The following is a 14,218-nucleotide window of genomic DNA, read 5'->3' on the forward strand; positions in this document are numbered from 1 at the left end:
GAGGACGCGCGCTGCACCGGCACCAAGGAAGGCTGCAACGAGGGCGACTGCGGCGCCTGCACGGTGGTCGTCGGCGAGCTGACCGACGCAGGCGCGGCCGACTCGGGCGACGTCGTCGGCGGCCTGCGCCTGCGCCCGGTCAACGCCTGCATCCGCTTCCTGCCGACGCTCGATGGCAAGGCGCTGTTCAGCGTCGAGGACCTGGCCGGCCCGGATGGACTCCACCCGGTGCAGCAGGCGATGGTCGAATGCCACGGCTCGCAGTGCGGCTTCTGCACGCCGGGCTTCGTGATGTCGCTCTGGGCCGCCTACGAGCAGCACCGCGCCGCCGGGACGCGGCCGAGCCGCCAGCAGCTCGCCGACGTGCTCTCGGGCAACCTCTGCCGCTGCACGGGCTACCGGCCGATCCTCGACGCCGGGCAGCGGATGTTCGAGCTCGAGCCGGCGCCGCTGCAGACCGCACCCGTCGTCGCCGCGCTCGAGTCGCTGCGCGGCAGCGACAGCTTCGCTTACGCGGCGCGCGGCGCGAGCTACGAGGCGCCGCGAACCTTGGCCGAGCTTGCTGCCGCACGTGCCGCGCGGCCCGAGGCGCGCCTGCTTGCCGGCTCGACCGACATCGGCCTCTGGATCACGAAGATGCTGCGCGACTTGCCCGACCTCGTTTTCACCGGCGAGGTCGCCGAGCTGAAACGGATCGACGTGGCCGATGGCTTCCTCTCCATCGGCGCCGCGGTGTCGCTCGAGGACGCCTACGCAGCGCTCACGTCCCGCTGGCCAGCGCTGCACGAGCTCTGGCTCCGCTTCGCCTCGGTGCCCATCCGCAACGCCGGCACGCTGGGCGGCAACGTCGCCAACGGATCGCCGATCGGCGACTCGGCGCCGGTGCTGATGGCCCTCGGCGCGCGGCTCGTCCTGCGCCGCGGCGAGCGCGTGCGGACGCTGCCGCTCGACGACTTCTACACCGGCTACATGCAGAACCGGCTCGAGAGCGGCGAGTTCGTGCAGGGGATCGAGGTGCCGCTCGGCGACGCCGTGACGCTGCGCGCCTACAAGATCTCGAAGCGCTTCGACAGCGACATCTCGGCCGTGTGCGCGGCCTTGGCGCTGCGCCGGGAAGACGGCGTCGTGCGCAGCGCCCGCCTCGCCTTCGGCGGCATGGCGGCGACCGTCCGGCGCGCCGCCGGCGCCGAGGCCGCGCTGATCGGCCAGCCCTGGACCGAGGCCGCCGTCGCCGCTGCGCAGCACGCGCTCGCCGCCGACTTCGTGCCGCTCAGCGACATGCGCGCCAGCGACGCCTACCGCATGCAGGTGGCGCAGAACCTGCTGCGCCGCTTCTGGCTGGAGACGCGCGCCGAGTCGCCGCTGCCGGCGGCGAGCGTCAGCGTCTGGGATGTCAGGGGGCCGGAATGAGCGTCGGCACCAGCCTGCCGCACGAGTCGGCGCACCTGCACGTCGCGGGCGCCGCGCCGTACGTCGACGACCTGCCCGAGCTCGCCGGCACGCTGCACGCCGCGCTCGGCCTCTCGCCGCTGGCGCACGGTCGCATCGACGGCATGGACCTCGATTCCGTGCGGGCGATGCCCGGCGTCGTCGCCGTCCTCGGCGCCGACGACATCCCCGGCGTCAACGACTGCGGCCCGGTCGTCCACGACGACCCCATCCTCGCCGCGGGCGTGGTGCAGTACGTCGGCCAGCCGGTGTTCGCCGTCGTCGCCGAGACGCGCGACCTGGCTCGACGGGCCGCGGCCTTGGCGAAGAAGGTGCTGCGCATCGAGCCGCTTCCGCCGATCCTGACGCCGGTGCAGGCGCACGCCGCCGGCAGCTACGTCCTGCCGCCGATGCACATGAGACGTGGCGACGCCCGCGCCGCCATCGCCGCGGCGCCGCACCGCCTCGTCGACACGCTCGAAGTCGGCGGCCAGGAGCAGTTCTATCTCGAGGGCCAGATCTCGTACGCGGTGCCGCGCGAGAACGACGGCATGCTCATCCACTGCTCGACGCAGCACCCGAGCGAAATGCAGCACCTGGTCGCGAACTGCCTCGGCCTGCGCTCGCACCACGTCCAGGTCGAGTGCCGGCGGATGGGCGGCGGCTTCGGCGGCAAGGAATCGCAATCGGCCCTCTTCGCCTGCGTCGCCGCCATCGCCGCGAAGCGCCTGAACCGGCCGGTCAAGCTTCGCCTCGACCGCGACGACGACTTCCTCGTCACGGGCCGGCGCCACTGCTTCCACTACGAGTACGAGGTCGGCTACGACGACGAGGGCCGCGTCCTCGGCGCCGAGCTGACGATGGTGTCGCGGGCCGGCTTTTCCGCCGACCTGTCCGGCCCCGTGATGACGCGCGCCGTCTGCCACTTCGACAACGCCTACTGGCTGCCCGACGTCGCCATCCACGGCTACTCGGGCAAGACGAACACGCAGAGCAACACCGCCTTCCGCGGCTTCGGCGGCCCGCAGGGCGCGATCGCGATCGAGAACATCCTCGACAGCATCGCGCGCCGCCTCGGCAAGGATGCGCTCGACGTCCGCCGCGTCAACTTCTACGGCACGGCGGAGCGGAACGTGACGCCGTACGGTCAGCCGATCCGCGACAACATCATTCTCGAGCTCGTCGCCGAGCTGGAGGCGACGAGCGGCTACCGCCGGCGCCGCGCGGAGATCGACGCCTTCAACGCGACCAGCGAGGTCCTCCAGCGCGGCCTGGCGCTCACGCCGGTGAAGTTCGGCATCTCCTTCAACCTCGTCCACCTGAACCAGGCCGGGGCCCTGGTCCACGTGTACGGCGACGGCTCGGTGCTCGTCAACCACGGCGGCACCGAGATGGGCCAGGGCCTGAACACCAAGGTCGCGCAGGTCGTCGCGCACGAGCTCGGCGTGCCCTTCGAGCAGGTGCGCGTCACCGCGACCGACACGCAGAAGATCGCCAACACGTCGGCGACGGCCGCATCGACCGGCAGCGACCTGAACGGCAAGGCGGCGCAGGACGCGGCCCGGCAGGTCAAGGCCCGCCTGGTCGCCTTCGCCGCGGAGCGCTACGCCGTCGAGCCCGGCGCCATCCGCTTCGCCGACGGCACGGTCGCGATCGGCGCCGGACGCACGATGAGCTTCCGCGAGCTGGTCGTGCAGGCCTACATGGCGCGGGTGCAGCTCTGGAGCGACGGCTTCTACGCGACGCCGGGGCTGTCGTGGAACAAGCAGACGATGCAGGGCAGCCCCTTCTACTACTTCGCCTACGGTGCCGCCGTCAGCGAGGTCGTCGTCGACACGCTCACCGGCGAATGGAAGCTGCTCGCCGTGCACGCGCTGCACGACGCCGGCCGCTCGATCAACCGCGCCGTCGACCTGGGCCAGGTCGAGGGCGGCTTCATCCAGGGCATGGGCTGGCTGACGATGGAAGAGCTGGTCTGGCACCCGGACGACGGCACGGCAAAGGCGGGCCTCCTGACGACGCACGCGCCGAGCACCTACAAGATCCCGACCGCGAACGACTGCCCGGCGGCGTTCGACGTGCGCCTGTGGAAGGACGGCGATGCCGACGACAACGCCGCCGACACCATCCATCGGAGCAAGGCCACCGGCGAGCCGCCGCTGCTGCTGCCGTTCTCGGTTTTCTATGCCATCCGCGACGCGGTCTCGGCGGCCGGCGGGCACCGCAGCGACCCGCCGCTGACGGCGCCGGCGACGAGCGAGGCGATCCTGCGCGCGGTGACGGCGGTGAGGACCGGCCGATGATCGAACGCGAGCTGCGCGCCTGCGCCGACGAGTGGCTGGCCGTCGGCCGGGCCGGCATCGTCGTCGAGGTGGTCGAGGCCGCCGGGTCGGTGCCGCGCGGCCGCGGCACGCGCATGCTCGTTGCTGCGGCGGATCTCGCCGGCACGGTCGGCGGCGGGCACCTCGAGCTGAAGGCGATCGTCGTCGCCCGGGCGATGCTCGAGCGCGGCGAGGCCGCCGACCGGTGCGAGCGATTCCCGCTCGGACCGGCCCTCGGCCAGTGCTGCGGCGGGTCGGTGACGCTGGCGTTCGCGCCGCTGTCGGCGCCGGCGCTGACCCGCTGGCCGGTGCCGCCGCCGCTGTTCCACCTGCAGCTGCACGGGGCCGGCCACGTCGGCCGCGCCATCGCGACGCTGCTCGCCACGCTCGACGTCGAGGTCGACTGGTTCGACCAGCGCGACGACGGCTTCCCCGCGGCGACGAACCTGGGCTCGCCCTGGCCGGCGCGGATCCGGCGCACCTCGATCGACACGGTCGAGGCCGAGGTCCGGCACGCGCCACCGGCCGCGTTCTACCTGGTCCTGACCCACGAGCACGCGCTCGACCTGCGCATCACCGAAGCGATCCTGCGGCGCGGCGACTTCGCCTTCTGCGGCCTGATCGGATCGAAGACGAAGCGGGCCGGCTTCATGCGCCGGCTGGCCGAGCGCGGCGTCGAGGCGGAGGCGCTGGCACGCCTGACGTGCCCGATCGGCGTCGACGGCATCGACGGCAAGGCGCCCGAGCTCATCGCGGCGGCGGTCGTCGCCCAGCTGCTGGTCGAGCAGAGCCGCATCGGCGCCAGCGCCACCGTGGCGTGAGAGCCCTTCTCGCCGCCGCCGCGCTGCTGCTCGGCACCAGCGCCGACGCGCACGAGTACTGGCTCATGCCGGCCCGGTTCGCCGCCGCCCCGGGCGAGCGCATCGGCATCGCGCACCGTGTCGGCGCCGGCTGGCCGGGCGAGACGCTGCCGCGCGACCCAGCCCGCGTGCGCCGCTTCAGCCTCGTCGACGCGCAGGGCGAGCGGCCGATCGGCGGCGCCGCCGGCGCCGACCCGGCCGGCACGGCGATGCTGCGCAGCCCGGGCCTGGCCGTCGCCGTCTACCACTCGACGGCCTCGCCGCTGGTTCTCGACGCCGCGGCCTTCGAGGCCTATCTGCGCGAGGAAGGGCTCGAGCCCGTCATCGCCCAGCGGGCGGCGCGCGGCGCCTCGGCCGCGCCGGGCCGCGAGCTCTTCGTGCGCCACGCCAAGACGCTGCTCGCCGTCGGCGGGCCGGGCGCCCCGGCCGGACCCTTCGACCGGCCCGTCGGCCTCGACCTCGAGCTCGTGCCGGAGACCGACCCGCGTTTGCTGATCGACGGCGGCAGCTTCGCGGTCCGCCTCCTGCACCTCGGTCGGCCGCTCGCCGGCGTGCTGGTCAAGGCCATTCCCCAAGCGACCGGGGAGGCGCGCATCGAGCGGCGCAGCGACGCCGCCGGCCGGGTCGTGTTTGCCTTGCCGGCCGCCGGCGTGTGGCTGATCAACGCCGTGCACATGATCGAGGCGCCGCCGGCAAGCGGCGCCGACTGGCAGAGCCTGTGGTCGTCGCTGACGCTGGAGCTGCCGGCAGCGCCGGGCGGAGCCGGGGCGCAGCGCCGGCCGTGAACGGGCACGGCGCGAGCCGCGTCAGAAGCTGCCGAGGCCGCCGTCGACCAGCAGGTCGACGCCGGTGATGAACGAGGCCTCGTCCGAGGCGAGGAAGAGCACGGCCGCGGCGACCTCGTCGGGCGTGCCGAAGCGCTTCATCGGGTTGTGCTCGGCCCAGCGGCCCTTCATCGCCTGCACGGCATCCGCCGTCATGCCCCCGGTGCGCGCGAAGAGCGGCGTCTCGATCGGGCCCGGGCTGACGACGTTGACGCGGATGCCGCGCCCGACCAGCTCGGCGGCCAGCGTGCGTCCGAGCGAGCGCACGCCGGCCTTGCTGGCGCCGTAGAGCGAGCCGGCCGGGTTGCCCTTGCCGGCCGCCACCGAGGCGTTGAGGACGATCGCGCCGCCGGCGCCCATCAGCGGCAGCGCCTTCTGCACCGTGAAGTAGACGCCCTTCAGGTTGACGTTCATGAGCTCGTCCCACTGGGCCTCGGTCGTCGAGGCGACCGGGCCGAAGGTGGCGCTGCCAGCGTTGGCGAAGACGACGTCGAGCCGGCCTGCGCCGAAGGCGCGCGTCGCGCCGATCAGGCCGTCGATGCCGGCCAGGCTGCCGACGTCCGCAACCACCCCCAGCGCCGCTTCGCCGAGCTCGCCGGCGGCGCGCTCGACCGTCGCCGCATCGCGGCCGGCGACGACCACGCGCGCGCCCTCGGCGACGAGCCGTTGCGCGACGCTGAAGCCCATGCCGCTGTTGCCGCCGGTGACGAGCGCGACCTTGCCTTCGAAACGCCTCGGGTTCATGCGCCGTCCTCCTCGCGTGTGTGCCGCCTCGCCTAGAGTATGAGAGCGGGCGGCAGGCACGCGATGGAGGCGGGATGGGCACGGCCACGAGCACGCAGGGCTTCCACGATCCGGAGACGGGGACCGTCTCCTACATCGTCCACGACCGGGCCAGCCGGCGCGCGGCGATCGTCGACCCGGTGCTCGACTACGACGGCAAGTCCGGGCACACCGCCACCCGCTCGGCCGACCGCCTGCTCGCGCACGTCGCCGAGCACGCCCTCGGCGTCGACTGGATCCTCGAGACGCACATCCACGCCGACCATCTCTCGGCCGCGCCCTACCTGCGCCAACGGGTAGGCGGGCGCATCGGCATCGGCGAGCGCATTCGCGAGGTGCAGTCGACGTTCGCGAAGCTGTTCAACTTCGAGCCCGGGTTCGCCGCCGACGGCAGCCATTTCGACCACCTCTTCGTGGACGGCGAGACCTTCCGCATCGGCGAGGTCGAGGCGCGCGCGATGTTCGTTCCCGGCCACACGCCGGCCGACATGGCCTACCTGGTCGACGGCACCGCCTTCATCGGCGACACGCTCTTCATGCCCGACGTCGGCAGCGCCCGCACGGACTTCCCGGGCGGCGACGCGCGCCGGCTGTACCGCTCGATCCGCAGCCTGCTCGCGCTGCCGGCGGACACCGCCCTCTGCGTCTGCCACGACTACCCGCCCGAGACGCGCGGCGCGGCCTGGCAGTGCAGCGTCGCCGAGCAGAGGCAGGAAAACGTCCACGTCCACGACGGGATCGACGAGGACACGTTCGTCGCCATGCGCGAGGCGCGCGACAAGACGCTCGGTGCGCCGGCGCTGATCCTGCCGGCCCTGCAGGTCAACGTGCGCGGCGGCCGGCTGCCAGAGCCCGACGACAACGGCGTCGCCTACCTGCGCATTCCGCTGAATGCGCTGCCCATCGCGGGCCGGTGAGCGCGAATGCCGACAATGGGCCCCGAGATGCCTTGCCCATGAGCCTGCCCCCTCGCCTCGCCGACCAGCTGGAGCGCCTGCGTTCGCAGTTCCTCGCCGGCCGTGCCGAGTGGCAGGGCGGGCGCGAGCCGGTGACGCGGATCCCGGTCGAGAACTACTTCAGCGCCGAGGTCCGCGCCGCCGAGATCGAACGGCTGTTCAGGCCCTTGCCGCTCGTCGTCGGGCACGCGAGCGAGCTCGCGCCCGGCCACGTCCTCGCCCACGACGGCTACGGCGTGCCGATGCTGCTGAGCCGCGACGCCAACGGCGCCTTCCGCGCCTTCCTCAACGTCTGCCGGCATCGCGGCATGCGCCTCGTCGAGGCCGGCGACGCGGCGCAGGCGAAGTCGAGCATCGTCTGCCCGTACCACGGCTGGACCTACCGCCTCGAGGGGGCGCTGCGGCATCGCCTGCATGCCGAAGCGTTCGATGCCTGCGAGGCGGTCGACGAGAGCCTGACGCCGCTCCCGGCCGAGGAGCGGCACGGCCTGCTGTGGGTGGTGCCGACGCCGGGCGGGCGCATCGATCTCGACGCCTTTCTCGGCGGCCTCGATGCGGAACTGCCCTTCTTCGGCCTCGAGGGGCTGCGCCTGTTCCGCACCGTGCAGGCCGAGTACCCGGCGAACTGGAAGCTGATCGTCGATGCCTTCCTAGAGGCGTACCACATCCGGGTCCTGCACAAGGAGACGATCTACCCGTTCTTCGCCGACGGCGTGATCGCCAGCGAGCGCTTCGGCCCGCACATCCAGTCGCTCGTGGCCCGCCGCGCCGGCGAGGAATGGGCCCGCCTGCCGGCGCCCGAGGTCGATGCGACCCGGCCCCGCGACATGGCCGCCCTGGCGCGCCTTGCGACGCCCAACCACACGATCTTCCCGAACACCATCACCATCTTCCATCCCGACTACCTCAGCCTGGTCACGCTCTACCCGACCGGCCCCGAGACGCTGTCGTGGACACACCGCATGCTGATCCCCGCCGACCGCGCCACGCCCGACTGGACCCCGCACTGGGAGAAGACCTTCCGCCTCATCGAGCAGGGCGTGTTCCAGAAGGAAGACATCTTCTGCGCCGTCGGCATCCAGAAGGGGATGCGCAGCGGGGCGAACCGCTTCGTGACCGCGGGACGCGCCGAGCAGGGACTCGGCTGGTTCCACGGCGAGGTGAAGGAGCGCTTGACCGGCGTGGCCGCATGAACGACGAGAACGAAGGAACGCGCTTGGATACGAACGTCGCCGTCATCGGCCTCGGAGCCATGGGCTCGGGCATGGCCGCATCGCTGCGCCGCGCCGGCTGCCGGGTGCACGTCTGCGATGCGCGGCCCGGGGCGGCGGCGGCCTTCGCGGCGCAGGGCGGCGTCGCCTGGGCGTCGCCGGCCGAGGCCGCACGCGCCGCCGAGGTCGTGTTCTCCGTGGTCGTGAACGCGGCACAGACCGAAGCCGTGCTGTTCGGCCTCGACGGCGCTGCCGCGGCGATGCGCCCGGGCAGCACCTTCGTGATGTGCTCGACGGTCGACCCGAACGTCTCGATCGGCTTCGAGGCGCGGGTCGAGGCGCTCGGCCTGCACTACGTCGATGCGCCGATCTCGGGCGGCGCGGCGAAGGCGGCGTCGGCGCAGATGACGGTGATGGGCGCCGGCCGCGACGAAGCCTGGGCCAAGGCCGAGCCGCTCCTGAACGCGATGGCGGCCAAGGTCTACCGCCTCGGCGACCGGGCCGGCAACGGCAGCAAGGTGAAGATCATCAACCAGCTGCTTGCCGGCGTGCACATCGCGGCGGCGGCCGAGGCGATGGCGCTCGGCCTGCGCGAAGGCGTCGACGCGCACGCGCTCTACGACGTCATCACGCACAGCGCCGGCAACAGCTGGATGTTCGAGAATCGCATGGCGCACGTCCTGGCGGCCGACTACACGCCGCTCTCGGCGGTCGACATCTTCGTCAAGGACCTCGGCCTCGTGCTCGACACGGCGCGGGCGAGCAAGTTCCCCCTGCCGCTGGCCAGCACCGCGCACCAGATGTTCATGCAGGCATCGACGGCCGGCTACGCCAAGGAGGACGACGCCGCCGTGATCAAGATCTTCCCGGGCATCGAGCTGCCGAAGAAGGCGCCGTGATGAGCATCCGCCTCGGCTGCATCGCCGACGACTTCACCGGCGCCACCGACCTCGCCAACAACCTGGTCCGCGCCGGCATGCGCGTGGTCCAGGCCATCGGCGTGCCGGACGACGACGCACCGGCGGCGACGGGGGCGCCCGGCGACGTCGACGCCGTCGTCGTCGCCCTCAAGTCGCGCACGATCGAGCCGGAGGCCGCGGTGGCGCAGTCGCTGGCCGCCTGCCGCTTCCTGCGCGCCGGCGGTGCGACGCAGATCTACTTCAAGATCTGCTCGACCTTCGACTCGACGCCGCGCGGCAACATCGGCCCGGTGCTCGAGGCGCTCATGGACGAGCTCGGCTGCGCCTTCACGATCGCGACGCCGGCCTTTCCCGACAACGGCCGCACCGTCTTCAAGGGCCACCTCTTCGTCGGCGACGTGCTGCTGTCGGACAGCGGCATGCGCCAGCACCCGCTGACGCCGATGACCGATGCCAACCTGGTGCGCGTGCTGCAGGCGCAGCTGCACGGGCCGGCGCGGCGCCGCGTCGGCCTCGTCGACCACCGCGCCGTCGCCGGCTCGGCGGCGGCGATCGGCGAACGCTTCGCCGCATTGCAGGCGAGCGGCGTCGCCATCGCCGTCGTCGACGCGGTCGGCAACGACGACCTGCACCGCCTCGGCGAGGCCGTCGCCCGGATGCCGCTGGTCTGCGCCGGCTCGGGGCTGGCGATCGGCCTGCCGCGCAACTTCGGCATCGCGCCGTCGGAGCAGTCGGCGACGCTGCCGGTGGTCGACGGGCGCTGCGCCATCGTCTCCGGAAGCTGCTCGGAGGCGACCAACGCGCAGGTCGCCGACTTCCTCCGCTCGGGCGGCGCCGCACGGCGCATCGAGCCGCGCATGCTGCGCACCGACGACCGCCACGGCACCGTGCACGCCATCGCCCGCTGGGCCGAGCAGTCGTGGGCCGCTGCGCCGGAGGGGCCGGTGCTCGTCTACAGCACCGCCTCGCCTGCGGACGTCGCCGCGGCGCAGGCCGCGCTTGGCGCCGAGAAGGCCGGCGCCATGGTCGAGACACTGCTCGGCGAGGTCGCGCAGGCACTGGTCGAGCGCGGTGCGCGCCGCCTCGTCGTCGCCGGCGGCGAGACCTCGGGCGCCTGCGTGCAGGCGCTCGGCATCCGGCAGATGCGCATCGGCGCGCAGATCGACCCGGGCGTTCCGTGGTGCCATGCCGAAGCCGCGGCCGCGGGTCCGGGCGGCCTGCTGCTGGCGCTGAAGTCCGGCAACTTCGGCGCGGTCGACTTCTTCAGCCGCGCCTTCCGGCAAGAGCAGTGACCGAAGCGGCCTTGCGAGAGGAGATCTGCCGCGTCGGCCGCTCGCTGCATGCGCGCGGCTACGTGCACGGCAGCACGGGCAACATCAGCGCCCGTCTCGGCGACGGCTTTCTCATCACCGCCACCGACGCGTCGCTCGGCGAGCTCGACCCGTCCGGCCTGGTGAAGGTCGGCGCCGACGGCTCGGCACCGGCGGGCGCTCGGCCGAGCAAGACGCTGGCGCTGCACCGTCGCATCTATGCCGCGGCGCCCGAGGCGGGCTGCACCATCCACACCCATTCGCGGCACCTCGTCGGCCTGAGCCTGGCGCTGGGCGACGAGGCGCGCGACGACCTGCTGCCGCCGATCACGCCGTACTTCGTCATGAAGGTCGGCCACGTTCCGCTCATCGCCTTGCACCGGCCGGGCGATCCGCGCGTCGCCGATCTCGTCGCCGCGGCGATCGAGCGCTCGCGCGCCCGCGGCGTGCCGATCCGCGCCGTGATGCTGGCCCGGCTCGGCCCCAACGTCTGGCACGACACGCCGGCGTCGGCCATGGCCGTGCTCGAGGAGCTCGAGGAAACGGCCCGCCTGTGGCGCGGCTGCGCGACGCCGCCGGCGCCGCTCTCGCCGTCGCAGCTGGCCGAGCTGCAGGAGCAGTTCGGCTGCCGCTGGTGACCAGGACAGAACAAGGAACCCCGATGCCCCGCTTCGCCGCCCACCTCAGCATGATGTACGTGGAGCACGCCTTCCTCGACCGCTTCGCTGCCGCCGCTCGCGACGGCTTTCGCGCCGTCGAGTTCCTGTTCCCGTACGAATGGCCGGCGCCGACGCTGGCCGCGGCGCTGGCGCAGAACGGCCTGCAGCAGGTGCTCTTCAACGCGGTGCCGGGCGACTTCGCCGGCGGCGAGCGGGGCCTCGCCTGCCTGCCCGGCCGCGAAGCCGAGTTCCGCGCCGGCGTCGAGCGCGGCCTCGACTACGCCGCCGCCCTCGCCTGCCCGCGCCTGCACGTGATGGCCGGGCTGGTGCCGGCCAACGCGACGCGCGAGGCGCTGCGCCCGCTGTACATCGCGAACCTGGCCTGGGCCGCGCAGCGCGCCGCCGACGCGAAGGTCGACATCCTGATCGAGCCGATCAACACGCGCGACATCCCCGGCTACTTCCTCAACCGGCAGGACGAGGCGCACGCCGTGCTGGCCGGGATCGGTGCCGCCAACCTCAAGGTGCAGATGGACCTCTACCACTGCCAGATCGTCGAGGGCGACGTCGCCATGAAGCTGCGCCGCCACCTGCCGTCGGGCCGCGTCGGCCACCTGCAGATCGCCGGCGTGCCGGAGCGACACGAGCCGGATCGCGGCGAGGTGAACTACCCGTATCTCTTCGACGTGATCGACGAGCTCGGCTTCGACGGCTGGATCGGCTGCGAATACCGGCCCGCCGCCGGCACGTCGGAAGGGCTCGGCTGGCTGCAGCGCGCACGCCGTGAGCCCGGCGGCGCCGCCGATTAGCCCTAGTCGGGCTTGACCTTCGCGCGCGCGATCACCGGCTTCCAGCGCTCGCGCTCCTGCGCGATGTAGGCGACGAACTCGGCCGGCGTGCTGCCGACGGCGATGGCGGCGTCGCTGCTCAGCCGTTCGAGGGCGGCGGGCTCCTGGACCGCCCGCGCCGCGGCCGCGGCAAGCTTGTCGGCCGCTGCCGCGGGCAGGCTGGCCGGGGCGAGCAGGCCGTACCACTGCGTCATCTCGAAGCCGGGGTAGCCCTGCTCTGCGACGGTGGGCACGTCCGGCAGCTGAGGAATGCGCCGCGTCGTGCCGGTGGCGATGCAGCGCAGCTTGCCGGTGCGGATGAACTGCAGGATCGCCGGCGCGCCCACCGAGGCCGCCTGCAGCCTGCCGGCGAGCAGGTCGGTCAGCTGCGGGCCGGTGCCGCGGTACGGCACGTGCAGGATGAAGGTGCCCGTCGCCATCTTCAGGTACTCGAAGGCAAGATGGCCGGCGCTGCCGTTGCCGGCCGAGCCGTAGTTCATCTGTCCCGGCTTGGAGCGGGCCAGGGCGACGAACTCCTTCAGGTTCTGCGCCGGCACGTCCGGGTGCACGACGTAGAGGCTCGGCACCTTGGCGAGCAGGGAGATCGGGCGGAAGTCCTTCTGCGGGTCGTAGGGCAGCTTTTCGAAGATGAACGGGTTGACGGCGAGCGTGCCGATGTGGCCGAGGATCAGCGTGTGCTGGTCTTCGGCCCGCGCCACCTCGGCCATGGCGATGTTGCCGGCGCCACCGGGCTTGTTGTCGACGAAGACGCTCTGCCCCAGCAGCCGGGAGAGCTCGACGGCGATGGAGCGGGCGACGATCTCCGAGCTGCCGCCCGGGGCGAAGGGGACCACGAAGCGGATCGGCCGGCTCGGCCAGGCGGCCTGTGCGTTGGCCAACCCGGGCAAGGTGCCGGCGAGAGCGGCTGCGATCGCGCTGCGGAGGGCCTCGCGGCGGCTGCGGTCGAGGCCGCTCGAGAGGGTCAATCGGGTGCTCATCCGCGGATTCTCGCCCGTCGCGCGGGGTATTCTCCGCCCCATGTACTTGCGCTTCTTCGGCCTGAAGCAGGAGCCGTTTTCACTCGCGCCGGACCCCCGTTATCTCTACATGAGCAAGCGCCACCGGGAGGCGCTCGCCCACCTGCTCTACGGCGTCGGCGGCGGCGGCGGCTTCGTCCTGCTGTCGGGCGAGATCGGCGCCGGCAAGACCACCGTCTGCCGCTGCTTCCTCGAGCAGATCCCCAAGCGCAGCAATGTCGCCTACATCTTCAATCCCAAGCTCACGGTCATCGAGCTGCTGCGCACCATCTGCGACGAGTTCCGCGTCCCCTACGAGCTGCCACAGGGCGAGCCGGCGACGGTCAAGGGCTACGTCGATCCGCTCAACGACTTCCTGCTCAAGACGCACGCGGTCGGGCAGAACAACGTGCTCATCATCGACGAGGCGCAGAACCTGTCGGCCGACGTCCTCGAGCAGCTGCGCCTGCTCACCAACCTCGAGACCAACGAGAAGAAGCTGCTGCAGATCGTCCTCATCGGGCAGCCCGAGCTGCGCACGATGCTCGAGCGGCCGGAGCTCGAGCAGCTGGCGCAGCGCGTGATCGCGCGCTTCCACCTGAAGGCGCTGTCGTCCAAGGAGACCGAGCACTACATCCGGCACCGCCTCTCGGTCGCCGGCATGACGCGATCGATCCCGTTCGACCGCAAGGCGGTGGAGCGGATCCACGTGATCGCGCGCGGGGTGCCGCGGCGCATCAACCTGCTCTGCGATCGCGCCATGCTCGGCGCCTACGCGCACGGCAAGCAGCTCATCGACGCGCCGATGATCGAGAAGGCGGCGCGCGAGGTGTTCGGCAGGTCGGAGTCGCCAGGCCCGGACCGCTCGCGCGTGGCCCAGGGCGCCGGCACCGGGTTGATCGTCGCGACCGGGCTGGCGCTGGCCGCGCTGGTGGCGTTCGCCGGGTACGGCGGATGGCGCAAGTTCGTCCAGCCGGAGACGGCCGCCGCGAGTGCACCGGCAGCGGCGCGAGCGAGCCTGGGCGGCGCCGGCACCCGCGGTGCGTCGGCCGGCACAAGCGGAGCCGCCACCGCCGCGTCGGCTGCGGCCAGCAGCACGGTGG

13 protein-coding genes are annotated in these 14,218 nt (G+C 72.7%); 11 read left to right on the plus strand and 2 right to left on the minus strand.

The features are described from left to right. The 4 genes from xdhA to AC30N0_RS04890 all read left to right on the plus strand — a co-directional run. Positions 1-1,410 (plus strand): xanthine dehydrogenase small subunit (gene xdhA, locus AC30N0_RS04875; protein WP_489516805.1); only part of this gene is annotated, 1,410 nt, incomplete at its 5' end. Further along, positions 1,407-3,731, plus strand: coding sequence for a xanthine dehydrogenase molybdopterin binding subunit (gene xdhB / locus AC30N0_RS04880; protein WP_489516806.1), 2,325 nt, complete (start codon positions 1,407-1,409; stop codon positions 3,729-3,731). The genes xdhA and xdhB, both read left to right, overlap by 4 nt. After that, positions 3,728-4,570, plus strand: a complete 843-nt coding sequence (gene xdhC / locus AC30N0_RS04885; RefSeq protein WP_489516807.1) for a xanthine dehydrogenase accessory protein XdhC — start codon at positions 3,728-3,730, stop codon at positions 4,568-4,570. The genes xdhB and xdhC overlap by 4 nt, the downstream gene beginning before the upstream one ends. Continuing rightward, positions 4,567-5,394 (plus strand): DUF4198 domain-containing protein, encoded by an 828-nt coding sequence (locus tag AC30N0_RS04890; RefSeq protein ID WP_489516808.1) that lies wholly within the window; start codon positions 4,567-4,569, stop codon positions 5,392-5,394. The genes xdhC and AC30N0_RS04890 overlap by 4 nt, the downstream gene beginning before the upstream one ends. 21 nt (positions 5,395-5,415) lie before the next feature. On the opposite strand, the gene AC30N0_RS04895 is transcribed toward AC30N0_RS04890, so the two are convergent. After that, positions 5,416-6,177, minus strand: a complete 762-nt coding sequence (locus AC30N0_RS04895) for a glucose 1-dehydrogenase (protein WP_489516809.1) — start codon at positions 6,175-6,177, stop codon at positions 5,416-5,418. 74 nt (positions 6,178-6,251) lie between these two features. On the opposite strand from AC30N0_RS04895, the gene AC30N0_RS04900 reads away from it, so the two are divergent. The 6 genes from AC30N0_RS04900 to otnI are packed head-to-tail and all read left to right on the plus strand — an operon-like array spanning position 6,252 to position 12,081. Then, the gene (locus tag AC30N0_RS04900) at positions 6,252-7,133 is read left to right on the plus strand and encodes an MBL fold metallo-hydrolase (protein WP_489516810.1); all 882 of its coding nucleotides are present in this window, start codon (positions 6,252-6,254) and stop codon (positions 7,131-7,133) included. Between the two features lie 38 nt (positions 7,134-7,171). Next, a complete protein-coding gene (locus AC30N0_RS04905; protein WP_489516811.1) occupies positions 7,172-8,365 on the plus strand; it encodes an aromatic ring-hydroxylating oxygenase subunit alpha in 1,194 nt (397 codons plus the stop codon). Beyond that, the gene (gene ltnD, locus AC30N0_RS04910; RefSeq protein ID WP_489516812.1) at positions 8,362-9,282 is read left to right on the plus strand and encodes an L-threonate dehydrogenase; all 921 of its coding nucleotides are present in this window, start codon (positions 8,362-8,364) and stop codon (positions 9,280-9,282) included. The genes AC30N0_RS04905 and ltnD overlap by 4 nt, the downstream gene beginning before the upstream one ends. Further along, complete coding sequence (otnK, locus tag AC30N0_RS04915; protein ID WP_489516813.1) at positions 9,282-10,595, plus strand: 3-oxo-tetronate kinase; 1,314 nt, start codon at positions 9,282-9,284, stop codon at positions 10,593-10,595. Before ltnD ends, otnK begins: the two co-directional genes overlap by 1 nt. Next, positions 10,592-11,251: a class II aldolase/adducin family protein gene (locus AC30N0_RS04920; protein ID WP_489516814.1), complete on the plus strand. Its 660-nt coding sequence runs from the start codon at positions 10,592-10,594 to the stop codon at positions 11,249-11,251. The genes otnK and AC30N0_RS04920 overlap by 4 nt, the downstream gene beginning before the upstream one ends. Positions 11,252-11,274: 23 nt before the next feature. After that, entirely contained in the window at positions 11,275-12,081 is an 807-nt protein-coding gene (gene otnI / locus AC30N0_RS04925) for a 2-oxo-tetronate isomerase (RefSeq protein ID WP_489516815.1), read from the plus strand. A gap of 2 nt (positions 12,082-12,083) precedes the next feature. On the opposite strand, the gene AC30N0_RS04930 is transcribed toward otnI, so the two are convergent. Beyond that, entirely contained in the window at positions 12,084-13,097 is a 1,014-nt protein-coding gene (locus AC30N0_RS04930; protein WP_489516816.1) for a Bug family tripartite tricarboxylate transporter substrate binding protein, read from the minus strand. Positions 13,098-13,137: 40 nt separating this feature from the next. On the opposite strand from AC30N0_RS04930, the gene AC30N0_RS04935 reads away from it, so the two are divergent. Then, a partial coding sequence (locus AC30N0_RS04935) for an ExeA family protein (protein ID WP_489516817.1) occupies positions 13,138-14,218 on the plus strand: 1,081 nt, incomplete at its 3' end.

It is taken from the genome of Rhizobacter sp. (assembly GCF_031412495.1).
Lineage (GTDB): Bacteria > Pseudomonadota > Gammaproteobacteria > Burkholderiales > Burkholderiaceae_C > Schlegelella_A.

What these genes read in the sequence shown, in the direction of transcription:
- xdhB (WP_489516806.1), top strand. Translation starts at nt 1,407, where the DNA reads ATGAGCGTCGGCACCAGCCTGCCGCACGAGTCGGCGCACCTGCACGTC.
- xdhC (WP_489516807.1), top strand. Translation starts at nt 3,728, where the DNA reads ATGATCGAACGCGAGCTGCGCGCCTGCGCCGACGAGTGGCTGGCCGTC.
- AC30N0_RS04895 (WP_489516809.1), bottom strand. Translation starts at nt 6,177, where the DNA reads ATGAACCCGAGGCGTTTCGAAGGCAAGGTCGCGCTCGTCACCGGCGGC.
- AC30N0_RS04900 (WP_489516810.1), top strand. Translation starts at nt 6,252, where the DNA reads ATGGGCACGGCCACGAGCACGCAGGGCTTCCACGATCCGGAGACGGGG.
- AC30N0_RS04905 (WP_489516811.1), top strand. Translation starts at nt 7,172, where the DNA reads ATGAGCCTGCCCCCTCGCCTCGCCGACCAGCTGGAGCGCCTGCGTTCG.
- ltnD (WP_489516812.1), top strand. Translation starts at nt 8,362, where the DNA reads ATGAACGACGAGAACGAAGGAACGCGCTTGGATACGAACGTCGCCGTC.
- otnK (WP_489516813.1), top strand. Translation starts at nt 9,282, where the DNA reads ATGAGCATCCGCCTCGGCTGCATCGCCGACGACTTCACCGGCGCCACC.
- otnI (WP_489516815.1), top strand. Translation starts at nt 11,275, where the DNA reads ATGCCCCGCTTCGCCGCCCACCTCAGCATGATGTACGTGGAGCACGCC.
- AC30N0_RS04930 (WP_489516816.1), bottom strand. Translation starts at nt 13,097, where the DNA reads ATGAGCACCCGATTGACCCTCTCGAGCGGCCTCGACCGCAGCCGCCGC.